Annotated in this window: 17 protein-coding genes; 6 read left to right on the top strand and 11 right to left on the bottom strand. The window is 61.4% G+C overall.

The features are described from left to right. Nucleotides 1-148: 148 nt before the first annotated feature. The 3 genes from G7025_RS13490 to G7025_RS13500 form a co-directional block, all read right to left on the bottom strand. Nucleotides 149-1,735, bottom strand: a complete 1,587-nt coding sequence (locus G7025_RS13490; RefSeq protein WP_181079692.1) for an ABC-F family ATPase — start codon at nucleotides 1,733-1,735, stop codon at nucleotides 149-151. 142 nt (nucleotides 1,736-1,877) lie between these two features. Continuing rightward, nucleotides 1,878-3,116 carry an MFS transporter gene (locus tag G7025_RS13495; RefSeq protein ID WP_181079693.1) on the bottom strand — a complete coding sequence of 413 codons (1,239 nt, stop codon included), beginning with the start codon at nucleotides 3,114-3,116 and terminating at the stop codon, nucleotides 1,878-1,880. A 90-nt stretch (nucleotides 3,117-3,206) separates the two neighbouring features. After that, nucleotides 3,207-3,593 carry a TIGR03067 domain-containing protein gene (locus G7025_RS13500; RefSeq protein WP_181079694.1) on the bottom strand — a complete coding sequence of 129 codons (387 nt, stop codon included), beginning with the start codon at nucleotides 3,591-3,593 and terminating at the stop codon, nucleotides 3,207-3,209. Nucleotides 3,594-3,974: 381 nt separating this feature from the next. On the opposite strand from G7025_RS13500, the gene G7025_RS13505 reads away from it, so the two are divergent. Both G7025_RS13505 and lpxO read left to right on the top strand, forming a co-directional pair. Next, nucleotides 3,975-5,318, top strand: a complete 1,344-nt coding sequence (locus G7025_RS13505) for a Wzz/FepE/Etk N-terminal domain-containing protein (RefSeq protein WP_181079695.1) — start codon at nucleotides 3,975-3,977, stop codon at nucleotides 5,316-5,318. Between the two features lie 253 nt (nucleotides 5,319-5,571). After that, a complete protein-coding gene (lpxO, locus tag G7025_RS13510) occupies nucleotides 5,572-6,471 on the top strand; it encodes a lipid A hydroxylase LpxO (RefSeq protein WP_181079696.1) in 900 nt (299 codons plus the stop codon). 18 nt (nucleotides 6,472-6,489) lie between these two features. Here lpxO and ligD read toward each other — a convergent pair whose 3' ends face one another. Both ligD and ku read right to left on the bottom strand, forming a co-directional pair. Then, a complete protein-coding gene (gene ligD / locus G7025_RS13515; protein WP_181079697.1) occupies nucleotides 6,490-8,994 on the bottom strand; it encodes a DNA ligase D in 2,505 nt (834 codons plus the stop codon). 24 nt (nucleotides 8,995-9,018) lie between these two features. Then, nucleotides 9,019-9,858: a non-homologous end joining protein Ku gene (ku, locus tag G7025_RS13520; RefSeq protein WP_181079698.1), complete on the bottom strand. Its 840-nt coding sequence runs from the start codon at nucleotides 9,856-9,858 to the stop codon at nucleotides 9,019-9,021. Nucleotides 9,859-10,042: 184 nt separating this feature from the next. On the opposite strand from ku, the gene G7025_RS13525 reads away from it, so the two are divergent. Continuing rightward, the gene (locus tag G7025_RS13525; RefSeq protein ID WP_181079699.1) at nucleotides 10,043-10,357 is read left to right on the top strand and encodes a hypothetical protein; all 315 of its coding nucleotides are present in this window, start codon (nucleotides 10,043-10,045) and stop codon (nucleotides 10,355-10,357) included. Nucleotides 10,358-10,368: 11 nt separating this feature from the next. Continuing rightward, the gene (locus G7025_RS13530) at nucleotides 10,369-11,526 is read left to right on the top strand and encodes a PQQ-dependent sugar dehydrogenase (protein WP_181079700.1); all 1,158 of its coding nucleotides are present in this window, start codon (nucleotides 10,369-10,371) and stop codon (nucleotides 11,524-11,526) included. 66 nt (nucleotides 11,527-11,592) lie between these two features. On the opposite strand, the gene G7025_RS13535 is transcribed toward G7025_RS13530, so the two are convergent. Together G7025_RS13535 and G7025_RS13540 are read right to left on the bottom strand one after the other, a co-directional pair. Next, on the bottom strand, nucleotides 11,593-12,072 hold the full coding sequence (locus tag G7025_RS13535; RefSeq protein ID WP_181079701.1) for a nuclear transport factor 2 family protein: 480 nt from the start codon (nucleotides 12,070-12,072) through the stop codon (nucleotides 11,593-11,595). Nucleotides 12,073-12,123: 51 nt separating this feature from the next. After that, nucleotides 12,124-12,687: a TetR/AcrR family transcriptional regulator gene (locus tag G7025_RS13540; protein ID WP_181079778.1), complete on the bottom strand. Its 564-nt coding sequence runs from the start codon at nucleotides 12,685-12,687 to the stop codon at nucleotides 12,124-12,126. Nucleotides 12,688-12,810: 123 nt separating this feature from the next. On the opposite strand from G7025_RS13540, the gene pssA reads away from it, so the two are divergent. Both pssA and G7025_RS13550 read left to right on the top strand, forming a co-directional pair. Further along, a complete protein-coding gene (gene pssA / locus G7025_RS13545) occupies nucleotides 12,811-14,154 on the top strand; it encodes a CDP-diacylglycerol--serine O-phosphatidyltransferase (protein WP_181079702.1) in 1,344 nt (447 codons plus the stop codon). A gap of 147 nt (nucleotides 14,155-14,301) precedes the next feature. After that, nucleotides 14,302-17,466 (top strand): hypothetical protein, encoded by a 3,165-nt coding sequence (locus G7025_RS13550; protein WP_181079703.1) that lies wholly within the window; start codon nucleotides 14,302-14,304, stop codon nucleotides 17,464-17,466. Between the two features lie 5 nt (nucleotides 17,467-17,471). Here the strand turns inward: G7025_RS13550 and efeO (G7025_RS13555) are convergent, their stop codons facing one another. From efeO (G7025_RS13555) to efeU, 4 genes are read right to left on the bottom strand one after another with little or no spacing between them, the layout of a single operon-like run. Continuing rightward, a complete protein-coding gene (efeO, locus tag G7025_RS13555; RefSeq protein WP_181079704.1) occupies nucleotides 17,472-18,290 on the bottom strand; it encodes an iron uptake system protein EfeO in 819 nt (272 codons plus the stop codon). 24 nt (nucleotides 18,291-18,314) lie between these two features. Continuing rightward, nucleotides 18,315-19,619 (bottom strand): iron uptake transporter deferrochelatase/peroxidase subunit, encoded by a 1,305-nt coding sequence (efeB, locus tag G7025_RS13560; RefSeq protein WP_181079705.1) that lies wholly within the window; start codon nucleotides 19,617-19,619, stop codon nucleotides 18,315-18,317. Between the two features lie 14 nt (nucleotides 19,620-19,633). Then, the gene (gene efeO / locus G7025_RS13565; protein ID WP_181079706.1) at nucleotides 19,634-20,836 is read right to left on the bottom strand and encodes an iron uptake system protein EfeO; all 1,203 of its coding nucleotides are present in this window, start codon (nucleotides 20,834-20,836) and stop codon (nucleotides 19,634-19,636) included. Between the two features lie 10 nt (nucleotides 20,837-20,846). Continuing rightward, on the bottom strand, nucleotides 20,847-21,692 hold the full coding sequence (gene efeU, locus G7025_RS13570) for an iron uptake transporter permease EfeU (protein WP_181079707.1): 846 nt from the start codon (nucleotides 21,690-21,692) through the stop codon (nucleotides 20,847-20,849). Nucleotides 21,693-21,710 lie beyond the last annotated feature (18 nt).

Here is a 21,710-nt window from a genome sequence, read left to right on the forward strand (position 1 = left end):
GTTCGCTGGCGGGCGGTGAGGGCATCATGGCAAGGGCCTGGGGGAAAAGGAAGCAGCCTAACGATTAATGATAGTGCTCAATCAGATGCAAAAAGCCCCGTCACAGTGGACAGGGCTCTATCTTGTCGCTAACCGCTGATCGCTGCCCTTAAAACACCACACCCTGGCTGCGCAGGTAGTCGTCATAGGTGCCGCTGAAGTCGATCACACCGTTGGCGCTCAACTCGATGATGCGAGTGGCCAGGGACGATACGAACTCACGGTCGTGGCTGACGAAAATCAGCGTGCCCGGGTAGTTCTCCAGCGCCAGGTTCAGCGCTTCGATGGATTCCATGTCCAAGTGGTTGGTCGGTTCGTCCATGATCAGCACGTTCGGCTTTTGCAGGATCAGCTTGCCGAACAGCATGCGGCCTTGCTCGCCACCGGAGATCACCTTCACGGACTTTTGGATTTCATCGTTGGAGAACAGCATGCGACCCAGAGTGCCACGGATCATCTGCTCGCCTTGGGTCCATTGGCCCATCCAATCGAACAGCGTGACATCGTCTTCGAAGTCGTGAGCGTGGTCCTGGGCGTAGTAGCCCAGCTCTGCGGCGTCGGTCCACTTGATGCTGCCCGCGTCCGGCGTCAGTTCATTGACCAGGGTGCGCAGCAGGGTCGTCTTGCCGATACCGTTCGGGCCGATGATCGCCACACGCTCGCCGGCTTCGATCTGGAAGCTGAAGTCCTTGAACAGCGGCTTGCCGTCGAAGCCCTTGGCCATGCGCTCGACGATGACCGCCTGGCGATGCAGCTTCTTGTTCTGTTCGAAACGAATGAACGGGCTCACACGGCTCGACGGCTTGACCTCGGCCAGCTGGATCTTGTCGATCGCCTTGGCACGGGAGGTGGCCTGCTTGGCTTTCGAGGCGTTGGCCGAAAAGCGGCTGACGAACGATTGCAGTTCGGAGATCTGCGCTTTCTTCTTGGCGTTGTCCGACAGCAGTTGCTCGCGGGACTGGGTCGCCACGGTCATGTATTCGTCGTAGTTGCCCGGGAACAGGCGCAGCTCGCCGTAGTCCAGGTCAGCCATGTGGGTGCACACGCTGTTCAGGAAGTGACGGTCGTGAGAGATGATGATCATCAGGCTGGAGCGCTGGGTCAGGATGTTTTCCAGCCAGCGGATGGTGTTGATATCCAGGTGGTTGGTCGGTTCGTCGAGCAACAGCACTTCAGGATCGGAGAACAATGCCTGGGCCAGCAGCACGCGCAGCTTCCAGCCAGGGGACACTTCACTCATCGGGCCGAAGTGCTGCTCCAGGGGAATACCCAGGCCCAGCAGCAGTTCACCGGCGCGGGATTCGGCGGTGTAGCCGTCCATCTCGGCGAATTCGGTTTCCAGCTCGGCCACGGCCATGCCGTCTTCTTCGCTCATTTCCGGCAGCGAGTAGATGCGGTCGCGTTCGGCCTTGACCTTCCACAGCTCCTCGTGGCCCATGATCACGGTGTCCAGCACGGTGAATTCTTCGTAGGCGAACTGGTCCTGGCGCAATTTACCCAGGCGCACGTTCGGCTCGAGCATGACCTGGCCACCGGACGGATCGAGATCGCCACCGAGGATTTTCATGAAGGTCGACTTGCCGCAACCGTTGGCACCGATCAGACCATAACGGTTGCCGGCGCCGAACTTGACCGAGACGTTCTCGAAAAGCGGCTTGGCGCCGAACTGCATGGTGATGTTAGCTGTGGAGATCAATTACTTTACCTATCAATGGGTTGCGCGCGTGGCAGCGGGTGCCGCCAGGCATGCGTCAACAGCGACATCAAGGCGCGAAACCCGGTCGCTGAGCAGAAAATGGGGGATGTGTGTTGGAATTTGGCGCGCATTGTCGCATATGTCAGGCGACAGTTGTATGGCGCGCTACAGATGGTTTCTCCAGCGTCTCGGGCATTGCCAGCCATAGCAGCGCCAACGCCGCGGCCGCTACCCCGGCCAGGGTCAGGAACGCGGCGTTGTAGCCGGCTTGCTGTACGACGAAGCCCGCCAGGCTGTTGCTCAATGCCGCGCCCAGGCCGAATACCGTGGACAATGCGCCAAGGCTCACGTTAAAGCGCCCGGTCCCCTGGGTGAGGTCTTTGACGATCACCGGGAACAACGCGCCGAAGATTCCCGCGCCGACGCCGTCGAGCATCTGCACCGCCACCAGCCAATAAGGGTCGTTGGACAACGTGTACAACACACCGCGCAGCGGCAGGATCAGGAAACCCATCAGCAATAACGGTTTACGCCCCCATACATCGGCTTTGCTGCCCACCAGCCAGGCCATCGGCACCATGACCAACTGCGCGGCCACGATGCATGCCGACGTCAACGGTGTAGCCATGTGCAGGTTGATCTGCGACAGCTTCTGGCTGACCAGAGGCAGCATCGCCGCATTGGCCAGATGGAAGAGGGCGCAGCACACGGCGAACAGCAGCAGCGGCCGGTTCGCCAGCAACACGCTGATGCCGGACGGCTGTTCGTGGTCACTGTGATGGGCCGGATCAAAGCCACGGGCGACTTCGTGATCGATGGCGGTAGCCGAGACGCAGCTGACCGCGACGATGCTGGCCACCGCCATGAACGCCATCAGGTAGAACACCACCACGGGCCCGAACAGGTAGGCCAGGCCACCGGCCAGCAGCGCGGCCACGGCATTGCCGGCGTGATTGAAGGTTTCATTGCGCCCCGTGCGCCGGGTAAATGCGCGCGGCCCCGTGATCCCCAGGGAAATCGCCGAGATCGCCGGCGCAAACACCGAGGCCGCGACTGCGCTGGCGGCCTGGGTCAGGGCCACCAGGCTGAACGAACTGACGAAGGGCAGCATCAGGCAACTGCCGGTCACCAGCAGCGCTGCCACCGCGATCACCGCCCGCTTGCTGCGGGTGCGATCGATCAGCGCGCCTGCCGGGCCCTGGGTGAGCAGGGCGGCGATCCCGGCGAGGGTCATGACTACGCCAATGCTGGCCGGGTCCCACTTGTGCACCGCCAGCAGGTAGATCGCCAGGTACGGGCCCAGGCCGTCGCGTACGTCCGCCAGAAAGAAATTCAGGCTGTCCAGGCTCAGGGTATTGCGCAAGTCGGAAGGGTTGGCCACGGCAAGGTCTGCGGGAGGAGGCGTTCAACGGTTGAGCGCGCATTGCGTTAATGACCCGCGGCCCCTGCCTTTAGTTTCGTGGCTGCCGCGTCAGCGTCGCCGTACGAAGGTGCGCATGGTCTGGCCTGGGCCGGTCTTGAACACGGTCGGGCGGGGCATGTTTTCGTCGGCGGCTATAAATACGAATTCATCGCCCTCCAAGCGGTAGCTGGCCGGTAACGCCTTACCGGCGTCGTCGCCGATGGCGTCAACCCAGGTAATGCTCTTGGGCTGGGTGAGGCTGTTCAGGCTGAACCGGCCGGCCAGCAAAACATCGCCGGCGAGGGTTTTCACTTCGAAGCAATCCCCGCTGATGGTCGTGATCGCACCGGGCGCAGTGTGGGCATCCGCAGGGTTGAGTACGCCATTGTCCTCAAGGGAGGTTTGCTCCCACGCGCCTTGCAGCGCAAGAAAGTCCGGGTCTGGATCAGGATGCATATCAAGTCCTTTTTGGTGCAGTGAGTGTCATCAACAGGGGTTTTTTAATAAATGCCTGGCAAGTGTAGTGGTGAGAGTCTGTAGGATGATTCTCGACGCAAGCCACGCCGAAAGAAATTTCCTTGCAGTAGCAGCTATTTAACGATCTTTTGACTATTCTTGTGACAACAATAAGGCAGTCGTCTGTTTATTCTGAAAGATGGCTCGCTTAACTGAAACAGAAATGAAATCAAACTGCGTGGGATTTTTCCTCGGACTGAGTGGTCAGATCGCCATTGGTGGGCCCGTTCGGCGGGATTCAGGGCGTTGTCCCTGTGTTTCGGCGAGTTGGCCGAGTCTTCGAGATGGCTTTTTAGTGTCAATTTTAAGGTGGCTTGCATTTTGAATCGAACTTCCCCGCTTAACACGTCTTCCTCGTCAGACGAAATTGACCTGTTTGAACTGTTTCACTCGATTTGGCGGCAAAAAAAGCTGGTAGTAGGTTGTACGATTCTTGCAGGCGTACTGGGAGCGGGCTATGCGTTCCTCGCGCCGAAGACCTATGAAGTCAGCAGTGTGTTGCGCCCGGCGGCGATCAACGAACTGGACGCACTGAACCGTTCCGAAGTCTACAAGCTGCCCCCGGCCGATGCGCTGTCGAAGGTTGGCGCTCAGCTGGATTCCTATGACGCACGGCTGGGGTTTTTCAAATCCCATGAACAGTTGTTTGCCGCGTTCCAGAAACCGGGCCAAAGCCTTGAGCAGAGTTTCGAAGACTTCAACCGTAACTCAGTCAACCTGATCCTGCCGGACCCGAAAAAGTCCGATTCGCTGAGCACCTATATCCGTCTGGAGCTTCAGTACCCGGCGGATATCGACGGCGTGGCGATCCTCAATGGTTTCGTCGACTATGCCATCGCCGCCGAGCGCGAGCAGGTGGGCGCTGACCTCAAGGTGATCGTCAACAACCGTCTCAATGAGCTCAAGGGTAAGATCGACGCCGCGCGCGCCAATTACGAAACCGATAAAGAGTCCAAGATCGCCAAGCTGCTGGAGGCCGATCGACTCAAGCGCGCGCAGTTGCAGGATGAACTCAGCGCCTTGCGTCTGCAGATGAAAATGGAGCGCACCAACCGCCTGGCCGAACTGGCGGAAGCGATCGCGATCGCCAAGTCCATGGGTATCCGGACGCCGACCACGCCTTCTTCCATGGCTGATGCCGGTCGAAGTGGTTCCGGCCAGGTCATGCGCACCGAGGTCAACAACCAGAAGATTCCGCTGTATTTCCTTGGCACCGAAGCCCTTGAGGCAGAGCGTGTGGCCTTGCAGCAACGCACCAGCGATGACTTCACCAACCCCCGCATCGCCGAGATCGGCAAAGAACTTCAGATGCTGGAGACAAACCGTGAGGTCGAGGTGCTGCGCAAGCGTGGGAATGAGGACATCTTTCTGCAGGACGTCGAACCGCTGCGCGCCGAGGTTGCCCGCTTGCGCAACCTGAACATCGACATGAGCAATCTCAAGCTGGTGACCGTCGACCGCCGTGCCCAGGAGCCTCTGTCTCCGATCAAGCCTAAGAAGGGCCTGGTCATTGCGTTGAGTTTGGTCGGCGGCCTGGTACTGGGCTTGCTGATCGCACTGATTCGCCACTTCATGCAGTCTCATCGGTCAGCCGTGCCGTATGCGCAAGTTGATGACGGCCGGTTCGCCCGCCGTGAGCGCAAGGACGACGAGCTGCCGCTGTAACGCCCCTCCCGCAAGGGCTTGTCCTATGGCAAGCCCGCACTTGCAACACCGCCAGTTGACAGCTTTTCACAATTCTTAGTTAACCTTTGGTTACAAAATGTGGCTAAATAACGGCCAATGGTCACGAACCGGTTGCTCAGCCATCCGCTCGTGCCGACTATGTGAATTGTGATTTCAGGTGCTGCTATTTAATCCTCGGCCGTCGTGGGCACGCAGGAGCAGCCTGTTCTCTTCTGACGTGTGACGAAATCCCTTGAAACTCATCATTGTTGCTCTTTACGTTGCCTCCATCGCGTATGTACACCTGCGTGGCCGTGTGCGACACAAGCTGGGTCGCCAGCTCAGCGATCACTCGACCTTCCTGGCGCCAATCAACTGTTTTCTTTATCTGTTCTCCAAATTACCCAGTCGGCCTTATCTCGCGCCCGGCGATTTTCCCGACCTGAGCCCTTTGCAGGAACACTGGCGGGAAATCCGCGAGGAGGCCCAGAACCTGCTGCGCGCCGGTGAGATCAAGCGCTCCGAGCAGCACGATGACGTGGGTTTCAACTCGTTCTTCAAGTCCGGCTGGAAGCGTTTCTACCTCAAGTGGTACGGCGACAGCCACCCTTCGGCCATGAAGTTGTGCCCGCGCACCACCGAGCTGGTGCAAGGTATCGGCTCGATCAAGGCGGCGATGTTCGCCGAGCTGCCGCCGGGCGCCAAGCTGGTGCGTCATCGTGATCCGTATGCCGGTTCCTACCGCTATCACCTGGGTCTGGACACCCCCAACGACCCAGGTTGCTACATCAATGTGGACGGCGAAACCTACTATTGGCGCGATGGCGAGCCGGTCATGTTCGACGAGACTTACATCCACTACGCCGAAAACACCACGGCGCACAACCGTATCATCCTGTTCTGCGATATCGAGCGGCCGATGAAGTATCGCTGGGCGGCCGCGTTCAACCGCTGGTTCAGCCGCACCGTCATGTCCGCCGCCGGCTCGCCCAATGACGCGGGCGACAAGACCGGCGGGTTGAACCGCGCCTTTGCGCGGCTGTACAAGATTCGACTGCGCGGCAAAGAACTGAAGAAGCGCAACCGCACGCGTTATTACCTGGAAAAATGGGCCATCTTCGCCGCGCTCGCGCTGATTTTCATATGGATCTGACCCGCCCGGCGGCGCCCCTCACTGCGGTGGGCGGGCGCCTAGCTTGTCCCACATCTTGCGGGTGATCTTCTGTCGGTTGGCATAGCCTTGCCATGGATCGGCCTTCAATCCCTGCAGGCGTTGCAACAGATTGGCGACGGTCCATTGCTGTGCCCCGCGCAGATTTTTCAGCTCCTGGCGACTGACGGGCACCGACACCGGCAGCCCTGGCCGCGCACGCACGGAGTAGGCCGCCACGGTGCTGGCCCCGCGGGCGTTGCGCAGATAATCGATAAATATCTTGCCCACACGGTTCTTCGGCCCGGAAGTGGCAGTGAATCGCTCGGGCAATTGCTGGGTCATGAACTGCGCCACGGCCTTGGCGAACGCCTTGACCGTATCCCAACCGTCGCGTCGCGCCAGCGGCACCACCAGGTGCAGGCCCTTGCCGCCGCTGGTCTTGACGAAGGCCTCGAGCCCCAGCTCATCCAGCACCGATAACGTCAGTTGAGCCGCTTCCAGCATGGCTTTCCATGGCAACGCCGGGTCCGGGTCGAGGTCAAGCACGAACAGGTCCGGGGTTTCGATTTTGTCCCACGTCGCGCCCCACGTATGCAGTTCGATGGTGCCCATCTGTACGGCACCGATCAGGGCCTGAACCGTGTCGATTTCCATCAGCCGCGCGTGACCGGGGTCCAGCGCCGGGTCCAGCTGTTTGATATGTGGAATCGCCAGGCGCTCGGAATGCTTTTGAAAGAACTGCTCGCCTTCGATACCTTCCGGGGCGCGCAGCAGTGACACCGGGCGCTGATGCAGGAACGGCATCAGCCACTGGCTGATGCTGCTGTAGAACTGCGCCAGTTGCTGTTTCTGCGTGCCGCTTTGTGGGTCTATCACGCGGTCGGGGTGACTGATCTTCACCCCGTGGTCGGCGCTTGGCGCAGTCGAAGACTGGGCCTTGCGCGGCACTTCGTGCACGATCTGAGCGGCCGGTTTGTCGGTGCGCATTCCAACAAACGCTGCCTGGCGTACCACACCCTCACGGGTCCATTCGGCAAACTGCACTTCACCGACGAGGCTCGGTTCCACCCAGTGCACCCCACGGGCCTGGGCGCTGGTCAAAGGCTTGCGCAGCGGTGAACTGTCGCGCTCCAGTGTTTTTAACTGCGCGTAGATGTTTTTCAACGCGGCCTGGTCGAAGCCGGTGCCGACACGCCCGGCATACACCAGCCCGGTATCGTCATTGACCGCCAGCAACAGCGCACCGAAGCCGCTGCGCGAACCTTGGGGCCGGGTATAACCGACAATCACAAACTCCTGGCGCAAACGGCATTTGAGCTTGACCCAGTCGTTGCTGCGTCGCGACACGTAGGGGCTGCCCAGGCGTTTGCCGATGACCCCCTCCAGCGACAGATCGCAGGCGCTTTCGAAAATATCCCGGTGGTTGGCGGCGAAGGCGTCGGAAAAACGCAGCAATTTGCTTCGGCTACCGGCCAGCGCAGCCTTGAGCGCGGCGCGCCTTTGTTCTACCGGGGCCTCGCGTTGATCCTGGCCGTCCAGGAATGGCGCATCGAACAGGTAATAGATGATGTCCAGGCTTCGGCCGATATCAAAGGCGTTCTGCAGGGCCTGGAAATCCGGCAGCCCGTCGCTGTTGAGGCTGACGACTTCACCGTCGAGCCAGCTGTCCTTGAGCTTGAGCGCCTGAAGCGCCTTGGCCTGGCGTGGTAACCGTTCGGTCCAGTCATGCCCGTTGCGTGTAAACAGGCGTACCTCGCCATCGCGGATACGCGCCAGGATACGATAGCCATCGAACTTGATTTCGTACTGCCAATCGCCTTCGGGCGCGCGCTCAACCAGGGTGGCCAACTGAGGTGTGAATTGATCGGGGATGGCATGGGTGGCGGTCGTTTTTTTCGCCCCAGCCTTGGGTTTGGCGGGCGATTTGGATTTGGGTTTCGCGCTCGCCGGCGGTTTGATCGAGGCGGTGCTGAGTACGCTGTCAGGTTCGGCCTGCACAATGTCGTACTCCGTGGCCGGGCGCGCCTGGGGGTCTTTTTCCTTGATCAGCAACCATTGTTCCTTGTCGCCGCTGCCCTTGAGGCGAGTACGCACCAGCGTCCAATCGCCGCTGAGTTTTTCCCCGACCAGGGTGAATTTGAGCTTGCCGCCCGCGTACGCCTGTTGCGGGTCGTCGTGGGGTTGCCAGACACCGCGGTCCCACACGATGACGTCCCCGGCGCCGTACTGGCCGGCGGGGATGCTGCCTTCGAAGTCGCCATAGCTCAGAGGATGATCTTCGACGTGCACCGCCAGGCGCTTCTGGCTCGGATCCAGGCTGGGGCCCTTGGGGACGGCCCAGCTCTTGAGAACGCCGTCCAGCTCCAGGCGAAAATCATAGTGGAGGTGGCGGGCGTCATGTTTCTGGATCACAAACGACAGCGCTGACGCCTTGCGTTTCTTGGCGGCTGACTCGGTGCCCGACGGTTCGGCAGTGATCTGGAAGTCGCGTTTGCGGTTGTACTCACTCAACGGCTTTGCCATATGGATCTCCTGGCGATGGCAGGTTCAAGAGGCTTTTTTCGAGGATTTCTTCGCCGCCGGTTTCTTCGCCGACGGCTTGCCGGCCAGGCTGCGCTTGAGCAGTTCGGTCAGATCGATCACATCGGCCGACTTGCGCTCCTCTTCGCCTTCCTGGGACTCCACGTCTTCGATCTTGCCGGCCTTGGCTTTCTTCTCCACCAGCGCCATGATTTTTTCCTGGAAGCTGTCGCGGTACTCCTCGGGTTGCCACTCGGCTGTCATGTCTTCCACCAAGCGTTTGGCCATGTCCAGTTCACCTTTGGCCAGGCTGGGCTTGGTGACGTCGCTGCCCAACTCCAGCTCATCCAACCCGCGCACTTCGGCGGGCCAGCGCAGCAGTACCAGCACCAGCGCCGACTCCAGCGGCATCAGCGCCGCCAAGTGCTGCTTGGTGTGCAGCACCACATTGGCCAGGGCCACCTTGCCGGTTTTTTTCAGGGTTTCGCGCAACAGTGCGTACACCTTGCCGCCGCGTTTGTCGGGGGCCAGAAAGTACGGTGTGTCGATGTTCTGCAAGGGGATCTGGTCACTGGCGACAAATGCGATGATCTCGATGGTCTGCGTCGACTTGGGGTGGGCCGAGCGGATTTCATCCTCGCTGAGCACCACGTAACGCCCCTTTTCGTAAGCCACGCCCTTGACGATGTTCTCCTTGGTCACTTCTTTGCCGGTGGTCTTGTTGATGCGCTTGTAACCCACCGGGTCCATGCTGCGCTTGTCCAGCCAGTCGAAGTCGACGCCTTGGTGGGAGGTGGCCGAGACCAGTGAGACGGGGATATGAACCAGGCCGAAACTGATGGCGCCTTTCCAGATTGCCCTTGGCATGTGTGCGATTCCTTGAGAAGAAACTGTGTTCGGGTGACTCGATGGCGGCGCGAAAAGTTTCGCCGGGCGGATATGCGGACAGATCGTGTTACACCTCTGCGGAAACAATTTAATTACCAAAGACGAACCCAGGGCGTAGCGTGCTATCGAAAGCACGAACGACTCGTCTCAAAGAGGTTTGCTCATGAACAGGTGCATGCGTCACGTTGCAACGCTGGTTTTGGGCCTGGCGCTGATGCCATTGGCCCACGCCCAAAACCTGCCTGGCCGCAGCGATGCCAACACCGGGCCGATTCACCGTGCCAACCCCAACAGCATGCAGGGCACCCAGCCCAATGCGCCGGTTACCCGCGGTATCCAGACCGTGCCGACGCAACGCACACCGACCCTGGAAAACGGCGGCATCGGCAACCGCTACCCCCAGCGCCAGGCCGCGCCCACTCGCCCGGCCACCGAACCCAAAGCCCCCACTTATGATGCCAACGGCAATCGCCGGTAAGGACTCGTCTTATGTTGCTACGCAAAACCCTGCTGGCCGCGTTGTGCGCCACATCCCTGATGCCGTTGGCGGCGGTGCAGGCCGCCGATCCGCAACAGTTCCCCAGCGAGCAAGGCAGCATCACCGCCACGCCGATCGCCAGAGGCCTGGATCATCCGTGGGCAGTGGCGTTCCTGCCCGACAGCCAAGGCTTTCTGGTCACCGAGCGCCCAGGCCACCTGCGCGTCGTCAGTGCCGATGGCAAGCTGTCGGCGCCCTTGAGCGGCGTGCCGCAAGTGTGGGCCAAAGGGCAGGGTGGGTTGTTGGATGTGGTGTTGTCACCGGACTTCAAACACGACCGCCTGGTGTATCTGTCTTACGCCGAGGGCGGCGGCAAGGGCGGCAAGGCGGGCACCGCAGTGGGGCGCGGGCGCCTGGCGGCCGATCTCAGTGGCCTGACCGATTTCACCGTGATCCTGCGCCAGGAGCCCAAGCTTTCCACCGGAAATCATTTCGGCTCGCGCCTGGCGTTCGATCGTGACGGTTACCTGTTCGTGACCCTCGGCGAGAATAATGACAGGCCTACCGCCCAGGACCTGGACAAACTGCAGGGCAAAATCGTGCGTATCTACCCCGACGGACGCGTGCCGGATGACAATCCCTTCGTGGGTCAGGAAGGCGTACGCCCCGAGATCTGGTCCTATGGTCAGCGCAACCCGCAAGGTCTGGCATTGAACCCATGGAGCGGTACGCTGTGGGAAAACGAACATGGTCCACGGGGCGGCGATGAAATCAATATCATCGAGCGCGGCAAGAACTATGGCTGGCCGCTGGCGACCCACGGTATCAACTATTCGCTGACGCCGATTCCTGAGGCCAAGGGCAAGACCGTGGAGGGCACGGTGGCGCCGCACCATGTGTGGGAACAATCACCGGGTATCAGTGGCATGGCGTTTTATGACGCTGATCGCTTCAAGCCTTGGCAACACAACGTATTTATCGGCGCCCTGGCGAGCCAGGCGTTGATTCGCTTGCAGTTCGAGGGCGATAAGGTGGTACACGAGGAGCGCCTGCTCGGCGGCCTGAAGGCGCGAATCCGTGATGTGCGACAAGGGCCGGATGGCTACCTGTATGTACTGACCGATGAGGATGACGGCGTGTTGTACCGGGTGGGTTTGAATCAGGACTGACAAGGATGAGCCACCCACACGTGGGAGCGGGCCAGGCCCACTCCCACCTGTTTGCGCGCGGCGGGCTTACAGGCCCAGCGCCGACAAGCCCGGATGATCGTCCGGCCGACGGCCCAGCGGCCAGTGGAACTTGCGGTCACTTTCCTTGATCGGCATGTCGTTGATGCACGCAAATCGATTGGCCATCAGGCCGTGTTCGTCGAACTCCCAGTTCTCGTTGCCGTAGGAGCGGAACCAGTTGCCGGAGTCGTCATGCCATTCATAGGCATAACGCACGGCGATGCGATTATCGGTAAACGCCCACAATTCCTTGATCAGGCGATACTCCAGTTCCTTGGCCCATTTGCGCGTCAGAAAGCCCTTGGCTTCTTCGCGGTTGTGGGCAAATTCGGCGCGGTTGCGCCACTGGGTATCGAGGGTGTAGGCCAGGGATACGCGCTGCGGATCCCGTGAGTTCCAGCCGTCTTCGGCCAGGCGTACTTTTTCGATCGCCGACTCGCGGGTAAACGGCGGCAGGGGCGGACGCGGTTGTTCAATGGATGACATGCTGCGACTCCTTCTACATTAGTTATAACGAAAGTTGCTCAGCCTGCGGGTTCACAGTCCCAATAACGTTCGCGCCATGCATTGCGCATTATCGGCCGCTGTTGAATCGCCCATCACCAGGGCAACGGTAATGGCGCCATCGATCAGGATCAGCAGGTGCGCGGCCTGCCGCTCGGGGTCGGGGGTGCCATGTGCTTTACACAGTTCAAGCAAGTACTCGAACAGTTTCTGTTTGTGGGCCTTGGCCAGCAGGCGGACCGGGTTTTGCGGGTCGCCGGTTTCGCCGCTGGTATTAATAAAGGCGCAGCCGCGAAAGTCGGCCGAGCCGAACCAGGCCTTGAGCGCGCTGAACACGGCGAGCAGGCGCTCGCCACTGTCGGGCCGGCGTTCCACTTCCGTGCGCAGCCACTGCAGCCAGCGCGCGTCGCGGCGTTGCAGCGCGGCCATCACCAGTTCGTCCTTGTTGGCAAAGTAGCGATAGATACTTTTTCGCGAGACACCGGCGGTTTTCACCAGGAAATCCATACCGGTGGCGGCGATGCCGTGGCGATAGATCAACTTTTCGGTGACGTCGAGAATAATGTCGCGGGTTTCACTGCTATTGATTTCATTCATGCCGCGAACAGTAGAACGATCGTTCTTCTTGGTCAATTGTTTTTTCCATCTGGGACAGCGAGACCTGAGCATCGTCATGGTGTAAGCTCGGGGCCTCTTCGGATTCGACCCTTTGCGAGCCTTATGCCGTCGTTCTTCAAACGCTCCCTGTTGCCCAAACTGCGCGGTTTCCCACTCACGCCCGACGCGATTGACGTGCTGTCCGGCGCTGCCGAATTTCGCCGATGCCTGCTGGAGAACATTGCCCAGGCCACACGGCGTATTTACGTCGTTGCGCTGTACTTGCAGCACGACGAAGCGGGGCAGGAGATCTACGACGCCTTGCATGCCGCCAAAGCCGCACGGCCGGAGCTGGAGGTCGTGGTGGTGGTCGATTGGCTGCGCGCCCAGCGCGGGCTGATCGGCGCCGGCAAGCAGCCGGGCAACAGCGCCTGGTACCAGGCCATGACGCAGGCCCACGACAGTGAAGTGCCGGTATATGGCGTGCCGGTGCAAACCCGTGAGCTATTCGGCGTGCTGCACCTCAAGGGCTTTGTGATCGATGACACGGTGCTGTACAGCGGTGCCAGCCTGAACAACGTCTACCTGCACAAATTCGATAAGTACCGGTTTGACCGTTACCACCTGATCCACAGCAAGCCGCTGGCCGACTCCATGCAGCACCTGGTGGAACACGGGCTGGTGGCGTCCAAGGCGGTGCATCGCCTCGACCTGCCGAACCCGCCGACGACCCGCAGCCTGCGCAACGACATCGGCGACCTGCGCAGTCGCCTCAAACACGCAGCCTATGACACCACGACGGGGCAGCTATCCAATGGGCAGTTGTCGGTCAGCCCGCTGCTGGGCGTGGGCAAGAACAACCCGTTGAGCCGGGTGATCCTGGAACTGATCGCCGGCGCCCAACGGCAACTGACCATCTGCACGCCCTATTTCAATCTGCCGCTGCCGGTGACCCGCGAAATCAACCGCGCCCTGGCCCGTGGCGTGAAGATCGACATCATTGTCGGCGACAAGACCGCCAACGACTTCTACATCCCGCCCAGCGAGCCGTTCAAGGTGATCGCTGCGTTGCCTTATCTGTACGAAATCAGCCTGCGCCGCTTCGCCAAGCGTCATCAGCCGATGATCGACAGCGGCCAACTGAACCTGCACTTGTGGCGCGATGGCGACAACACTTACCACCTCAAGGGCATGTGGGTCGATGAGCGCTACACCTTGCTCACCGGCAACAACCTCAACCCCCGCGCATTCCGCCTCGACCTGGAGAACGCGTTGCTGATCGACGATCCTCAAGGCCAGTGGCTGGCGCCGCGTGCGTCCGAGCTGGCGCAGATCTTCGAGCACACCACGCGGATCGAGGGTTACCAGCAGTTGCAGACACTGCCGGACTACCCCGAGGCGGTCGGCAAATTTCTGCGCCGAGTCAGCCGGGTGCGGATCGAGCGGTTGCTGTACCGGATTCTCTAAATCCCGGCTGCTTCGCTGTCGAAATCAGCGGGTGTTTAAGACCCGCCTTACAGTCGCTCTGTCTGTCGTCTCTCTACAGTGCCTCCCGACCGTTCAAGGAGGCACGGCTTTTCCCTTCATGGAATCAGCCAGAAAGAGGACGACTGCGTGCTACCGATATCCAACCACTCCCGCCTGACAGACATTCCTTTTATTCCCGCTTCACCTGTGCCGGTGCCGACGGCACCCGTACATTTTCGTACGCGGCGCTCGACCCCCGCCGAACCGCCGGCGATTCCCGGGCCTGCCTGGACCCTGCCGGTATCGTCAGGCGAACACACCGATACCCGCGCCGGTGATGCCGACCTGGCGGCGCGGCTGGCGACGGCCCTAAGCAGCGGCCAGACCAGCCTGACCATTCCCGAAAGCAGCAGCGTGGCGGGCCTATTGACGATCTATCGCCGGTTGCTCGACCAGCCGCAGACTCAGCAATGGTTCTTGAACAAAGGGCTGCCAACCGAGACGCTGACGTTGCGCAGGCATAGCGTTGAGGGCTTTACCACCCATGAGGGCGCACGCACGCGGGCAACGTTCAGCACCACCGACGACAGCGGTTGGTGGCAGGCCTCCCGCCATCTGCGGGCGATGCGTGATCTTCTCGACCCGGCAGACCAGGGCCTGCCCCATCTCGCGTCCGGTGAACTGCGCGTACCGCTGCACGTGGTTTTACAGGCCTACGGGCTCAATCCCGCCGAGAATGCGCAGGCGCTCACGGCACGCGTGCTCAAGGACGGCCTGACGTTATCGCCGCACGTGCCCGCAGCGGTCCTGGCGGTCAAACAGCTGGTCAGTGACCTGGATGAACGCGCCTACCTGGCAACCCTGCTGGAGCAACAGGTGCAGGGCTTGTCGCAGAACAGCCGCTGCGACTGGTCAACGCTGGCGATCCAGGTATCGCCGGCGTCAGCCCAAGGCATAGGGGAGCATCCGAGACACAACGTCGCCCAATTGTTGCAACTCAAGGGGCTCGGCACTCCAGGCACAGTCGCGCAGACGCGCCATGCCATTCAATGGTTGCGCACGGCATTGCCGCCGGCGCCGGCCCTGGGAGACTACGCGGCCATGATCCCAGGCGCGCCCGGCGAGCTCGCAGGCCAACCTCTCACGACGCTGGCCACGCACACGCCCGAGACGCTGCGTCACAACACCGAGCTCCATCTGGACAACCTCGCTAAAAGTCCTGACGCCATGGCGTTCGGCGCGCAACTGGCGGCCGCGCTGCAGGGGCCTGCTGGCACAGTCGCCGGTTACGCGCTCTACCAGCCCGCCAACGCCGGGCGCACCCTGAATGAAGTGCGCAGCGATCTGGAAGCGTACCTGCGCGACATCAAACATCTTGATCCCAAGGTTGCGGTGCTGGTGGCTCACGTGGGGCTGGCGCGTAGCGCCCCCGAATTCCTGGTGCGTGAGGTGCCTGACGCGATCAGAATCGGCACACCTGCCTGGATGGAATTGCGCTTGGGTTGCGCCATGGCCGAAGCGGTGGCACCGGGCACATCCAGGGCGATGGATGAACAGCAGGTCAGCGCGCTGACAACGCTCACACCCCTGTCCGATGAGCAACGCACGCTGATGCAGGGGCGGGGCCTCAGCGTGCTGCTGGACTGGGCGGTACTCAATGGGGTGATCCCCGAAAGGCCCCAGGGCGAACACTCGGAGCAGGAGATTAAAAAGGCGTCGGAGCTGTTCGGTCGGCAACGTCGGCACGCGGCACGCTCGTTCAGGATCGCCAGCACACCGTTGCCGACGCGTCGGGCGCTCGCCGTGCGGGAACTGCTGAAGGTCTTCCCCGGCACCAGCACCAGTCAGTTGGAGGCGATGACGGTCTTTATTGCCGATGCCGGCGAGCGTAGAAACATGCGTCTGTCCGAACCGCGCACACGCTCGCTGATCGAGACCTATATGACCGGTGACCTGGTGCCTGGCAAGTGGATCCTGACGCGCGATATCCCCCCGCAAGAGACGCGCAAGCCTTCCACTACACCCTTTCAATTCCAGAACGAGGCTACGCTTCCCGTTGCGGCGCGCGAGAGGCTTGACAGCCTGATCCGGCGCTTGCCGGTAATGGATGACATGCTGAAAAAAGACATCGACACCTATCACAACTTTCAGCAGCGTGGCTTTGTCACCAAGCTCAAACTGATGTTCGCCGGGCTGCCGCTGGCCGACCGCCAGCGGCTGGAGCTGGGCGAAGTGGACCTGTTCACGTTGCGCAAGAAAACCGGAAAACCGCAGGTAAATGAAGAGCGCGAAGACCGGGCGGCCGTCACTGGACATCAGGGCGCACTGATGCGTGTGCTGCATGACGCAGCGGTGACGTACTACGAGGTGTTGTACAGCGGCAGCATCGTCAAGCATGACGACCCGCAAGTAACCTTGGCCCTGGACCGCGTGATTCTGGATAAAAGCCATATCGCGCAATATAAATTGCAGGCCCAGAACTACATCCGTCGCGGGCATGAGGTGCCGCTGGATTTCAACGCGTATGCCAGTGGCGCCGCGCCGGACCCGCAGACCACCTCCGCCGACATCATTATTGATCGACTCGGAAGGCGGCTGCCCGCAGCTGCGCTGCCGGACGATGTGACGCCGCCCACCTTCGTCCCCGACAGTTACCAGTCCGAGCGGGTTGAGTTCATTGCCTGTGAGATCGCTGAGCACAACTTCTATGAAACCGCCGACGATATGCTCACGCGCGCCAAAGGCCAACTAAGCCTGGAAAAAAATCGCCAGGCCCACGCGCGGGACGTCAACCTGCTGGTATCCCTGGTACCGTTCGTGGGCGCGTACCAAGAGTTCAGCGACGGTAATTTTGCCAAAGGCATGCAGAGCCTGGCATTGGACGTGGCAGGCGTGGCGATTGGCGCCGGTGGCCAGGCACGCGCGCTGATACGCTCGGCGCGGGTGCTGGCGAAAAATACGGCGCGCCCCACCCTGGGCAGGCTGGGCGCGCGCGTTGCACCGATGACGCCGAAGGTGGCCTGGTCCTGGACCGAGCCGAAGGTGCGATTCAGCGATGCCGCGTTTGATTTTTCCAAACAATCGACGGGGTTTTTCAACGCGGTGTTCAATCCGCTGGATGGCTATCCGCGCCTGCTGACTGCCGCATCCAGAGGGCTGGCGAAACTGCCGACCGCGCTGGCTACAACCAGTACCGCCTTGGGGAAGGCGATGCCCCACCTGATAGCAGTGGAGCAGAAAATGTGCTGCTATCTGTTGGTGGCCACTGGCGCTGTTCCTAGCCAGGTTCCTGGACCGAACGCTGCCGAGTGAGGCTGTCAGTTCAAGCCCAGCTTGCCCCGCAGCATGGACAGGTCTTCGGCCAGGGTGTTGACCGGCCCCACCAGCGCTTTTCGGTCGTTTTCCTTGACCTTGTCGTAGGTCTGGAAACCGCCATCGGGGGTCTTGTACTTGGCCAGGATCTTATCGACGCTGGCAAAGTTTTTGTCGACCTTGGCCAGGAACGCCTTGTCCTGTTTTTCGATCTGGCTGCGGAACAGGTCGACGATTTTCTTCGCACCGTCAATGTTGCCCTGGAAGTCATACAGGTCGGTGTGGCTGTAGCGATCTTCTTCGCCGGAAATCTTGGTGGCGGCGACTTCTTCGAGCAGCGCTGCAGCACCGCCTACGACTTTTTCCGGCGGGAAGGTCAGGCCGTCGACGCGGGTCTTGAGGTCGTTGACGTCGGTGTTGAGCTTGGCGGTCAGTGCCTCCAGGCCTTGGGTCGAGTTCTGCGAAAAAAGCGCGTATTCGATGCGGTGGAAACCGGTGAAATCTTCGGCGGTCACGCCTTTTTCGTGGTCGTCGACGCGCGAGTCGATGGAGGCGTCGAGGTCGCTGAACAGCTCGGCGATCGGCTCGATGGACTCGTAGTGCACGCGGGTCGGCGCGTAGAGTTTCCTGGCGGTGGCCAGGTCGCCCTTGTTGATTGCCGCCGTGAAGGCTTGGGTCTGGGTCACCAGCTCACCGATTTCTTCGGTGACGTAGATCTTGTAGTCCGACACCGGGCCTACCAGGTCCAGCGGCGCGGTAGCGGCAAAGGCTGCCAGCGGTGAAAGGGTCATTAACAACGACAACGCGATAGTCGACTTTTTCATGGGACGTTTCCGCTCGGGTTTATTTTAGGTGTTGGCAGTGGTTTGAGGGTGCGTGGCAGCGAGCAGCGTGCGCCCGATGAAATCCTGGGGGCCCGTGACTCCCGGCAAGGTAAAGAAGTACCCGCCGCCGACCGGCTTGAGGTATTCCTCCAGGGGCTCGCCGTTGAGCCGGGTCTGCACGGTGATGAAGCCTTTCTCCAGGTCAGCCTGGTAGCAGATGAACAACAGCCCCATGTCCAACTGACCGTTTTTGTTGACGCCGTTGGAGTAGTTGAACGGCCGACGCAGGATCAGGTTGGCCTGGGTCTGCGGGGTGCGTGGGTTGGCCAGGCGGATGTGGGCATCGAGCTTGGTCAACTTGCCTTCGGGGTCCTTGCTGTAGTCGGGCACCTGGCTTTCTTTTTCGCCGTCCATAGGCGCGCCGGTGGTTTTGACGCGGCCGATGATGCTTTCCTGTTCCTGCAGGGGCGTGCGGTCCCAGCGCTCGACGAAGTTGCGGATGATACGCACCGCCTGATAACTGCCATGAGCCGCCCAGCTGGGTTCGTCGCCGCCTGGTTGTACCCACACCACCTGGTTCATTGCTTTGTCGTCGTTGGAGTTCGGGTTGGCCGAGCCGTCGCGGAACCCCAGGAAGTTACGTGCGCTCTGTGCCGGTTCGCCGGGGCGGGCAGGGGCCTGGGGCGGCACGCTGCCTTCCTGTTTCCAGCGCACCAGCAGCAGGTCGGGCAGGTTTTTCACGATGTCGCGCAGCGCGTGGATGTTGGTGTCCGGGGTGTTTGAGCTGAACTGCAGGCTCAGGTCGCCATGGCACTGCGCCGGCTCCAGCGCATCGTTGGGGAACCCGACCATACGCATCAGGCGCTTGGGCTTGGCGGCGGCGAGGCCGAAGCGTTCGTCGAACAGCGACTCGCCCACTGACACCGTGATGGTCAGGTTATCCGGGGTGACCACCGGGCCCAGAATCCCGGAATCGGTGGGCGGCAACTTCGGATCGACCTGGGGCACCGGCCCGCCGGTCATCAGGAAATGGATGCGTTCGTTCAGGGTGCGGAACAGGCGCTCCAGGTCCTGGCGGTCGCTGGCCAATACGTCGAAGGCCACCAGCATGCCGCAGGCCGGACGAGGGGTGACGATGCCGGTCTGGTGCTGGCCATAGAAGTCGTGGTGGTCCTGAGTCTTGTCGCTGCGCGGCGCGGTGGTGACTTGTTCCGCGGCGGCTGCCATGGCCGGGCAGGCCAGGCTGCTGCCGGCAATCGCTGCGCCGGTGGCGGCCATGCCCAGCAGGACGCGGCGGCGCTGGAGGTCAAACTGTTCTGAATCACTCATGTGTGCGGTCGTCTTCACTGCAGGCCGGAAAGGCCAAGGGCGGGATCGATTCCATCGAGTACGGCGGCCAGAGCCTTGGCCTTGTCAGCGAGCTGTTTGCGCTGACCGTCGGTGACGCTGTCGTAGCGACGGTACTGGCCGTCGACTTTCAATGCGTCGAGTTCGCTGCCAAATGCGGCGAGGGCGCTGTCGACCTTGGGCAGCAGTTCGGCGGCGGACTTTTCCAGCAGCGGGCGTATCAGTTCGACCACTTTGTGGGCGGCGGCCAGGTTGGCGGCAAACCCGTTCAGGTCGAGGTGGCTGTAGCGCTCCTCCTCACCGCTGAGGGCGCGTACGTCGGCCAGGCTGTTGAGGTTGCGCACCACGATGCTGACCAGTTGCTCGGGCGGCAGCGATTGAGCCAGCAGTTGCTGTTTGAGGGTGTTGACGTCGCTGACCAGGCGTTGCGCTACCGGAGCCAGGCCCTCGATGCTGTGCTGCTGGAACAGGCTGTACTCGATGCGGTGGAAACCGCTGAAAGCCGGGTCCTGCTCGCGTTTTTCGAAGTAATCGGCCCGCGCGTTGATCGCGTTGTCCAACTCCGCCAGACGCTGCGCCGCCGGTGCCAAACGCTGGTAGGCCTCGCGCGCGGGGGCATACAACGCCTGGGCCTGTGCCAGGTCGCCGGCATCGATGGCCTGTTGCAGTGCGGTCACAGCCTTGATCAGGGCGCTGCCCTGGCTGCTCAGGTACACCCGGAACTCCGACAATGGGCCGATGAACGCCACCATCGACGGCTTGGCTTTGGCCTGGGCCTCGGATTCAGCGGTCGGCGTCACATGCAGGGTGCCGCGCGGGTTGCTCAGCAGTCCGCAGGTAATCGCATAGTCGCCGGGCTGCAGGTTGGCATTGATCACCTGGCTTAGACCGGGGGCAATGTTTTCGCGCTCTTCCACCACCAGCACGCCGTCAAGGATTTCCCACTCCACCGCACGGTCGGAGCGGTTGATGATGCGAAAACTCGCCGGCCCGGCGGGCACGGTCAGCGCGTTGGGTTCGCAGGCGTGGGCATGAATGGTCACCGCGATTTCATTGCTGTGGGTCTGGCGCTTGGCGGCGGCCAGTTGGGAGGCGTAGTAAAACAGGCCGCCGGCGGCGATCATCACGACCACCGAGCCGGCCACCGCCCAGCGCAGGGCGCGGGGGGGCGAGGCGGGTTGAGGCGTTGGGTTGGACAAAGGGCAGTCCTTACTGGCTGGAAACGGAAGAGGGTGTAGTGACGGGCTGAGTGGAAGGTGAGGGCAGGAAGAACATCACCAGCGCGACCACCAGATAAATCACATAGGCTCCCAAGGTGCTGACCGTCGGCGCTTCCTGGTAGCCGAACATGCCGGCGAGTACCGAACCCAGCGGGCTGTCCATCGGCAAGGCAGTGCTGAAATCGAACAATACGGTTTGCAGGTGATTCCACACTCCGGCCTCGTGCAGGGCCTGCACCGAGTTGGCGAGGATGCCGGCGGCGACCACCAGGATAAACAGCCCGGTCCAACGGAAAAACGCCGCCAGGTTCAGGCGCATACTGCCGGTGTAAATCAGGAAGCCGAGGATAATTGCCAGCACCAGCCCGAGCAGCGCACCGATCGGTGCGCCCGGGCCTTCGCTCTGCTGGAACACCGCCAGCAGGAAGAACACCGTCTCCAGGCCTTCGCGGGCCACCGCGAAAAACACCATGAGGATCAACGCGGTGACCTGGTGCTTCGAACCGGTCAATGCCTGGTCGAGGGAGGCGTGCAGTGAATGCTTGATCGAGCGCGCGACCTTGCGCATCCAGAACACCATGGAACTGAGGATGCCCACGGCAACCAGGCCGACAATCCCTTCAAACAGCTCCTGTTGCTTCTGCGGAAACTCAGCGCTCATCAGCTCCAGGCCACCGCCCACCAGCAGTGCCAGGGCGGCCGCGAGGAACACCCCGATCCACACCGCCGGCATCCATTGGCCGCGACCTGTCTGCTGCAGGTAACTGGCGATGATGCCGACGATCAAGGCCGCTTCGATGCCTTCGCGCAGCATGATGAGAAAGGGAACGAGCATCGGGCACCACAACGTCAC

Origin of the sequence: Pseudomonas lurida, from assembly GCF_013522705.1 — a bacterium.
Taxonomy (GTDB): domain Bacteria; phylum Pseudomonadota; class Gammaproteobacteria; order Pseudomonadales; family Pseudomonadaceae; genus Aquipseudomonas; species Aquipseudomonas quebecensis.

Coding starts and splice junctions, on each gene's coding strand:
- G7025_RS13500 (WP_181079694.1), bottom strand. CDS start 3,593: ATGCATCCTGATCCAGACCCGGACTTTCTTGCGCTGCAAGGCGCGTGG.
- ligD (WP_181079697.1), bottom strand. CDS start 8,994: ATGGCAAAGCCGTTGAGTGAGTACAACCGCAAACGCGACTTCCAGATC.
- ku (WP_181079698.1), bottom strand. CDS start 9,858: ATGCCAAGGGCAATCTGGAAAGGCGCCATCAGTTTCGGCCTGGTTCAT.
- G7025_RS13525 (WP_181079699.1), top strand. CDS start 10,043: ATGAACAGGTGCATGCGTCACGTTGCAACGCTGGTTTTGGGCCTGGCG.
- G7025_RS13530 (WP_181079700.1), top strand. CDS start 10,369: ATGTTGCTACGCAAAACCCTGCTGGCCGCGTTGTGCGCCACATCCCTG.
- G7025_RS13535 (WP_181079701.1), bottom strand. CDS start 12,072: ATGTCATCCATTGAACAACCGCGTCCGCCCCTGCCGCCGTTTACCCGC.
- G7025_RS13540 (WP_181079778.1), bottom strand. CDS start 12,687: ATGAATGAAATCAATAGCAGTGAAACCCGCGACATTATTCTCGACGTC.
- pssA (WP_181079702.1), top strand. CDS start 12,811: ATGCCGTCGTTCTTCAAACGCTCCCTGTTGCCCAAACTGCGCGGTTTC.
- efeO (WP_181079704.1), bottom strand. CDS start 18,290: ATGAAAAAGTCGACTATCGCGTTGTCGTTGTTAATGACCCTTTCACCG.
- efeB (WP_181079705.1), bottom strand. CDS start 19,619: ATGAGTGATTCAGAACAGTTTGACCTCCAGCGCCGCCGCGTCCTGCTG.
- efeU (WP_181079707.1), bottom strand. CDS start 21,692: ATGCTCGTTCCCTTTCTCATCATGCTGCGCGAAGGCATCGAAGCGGCC.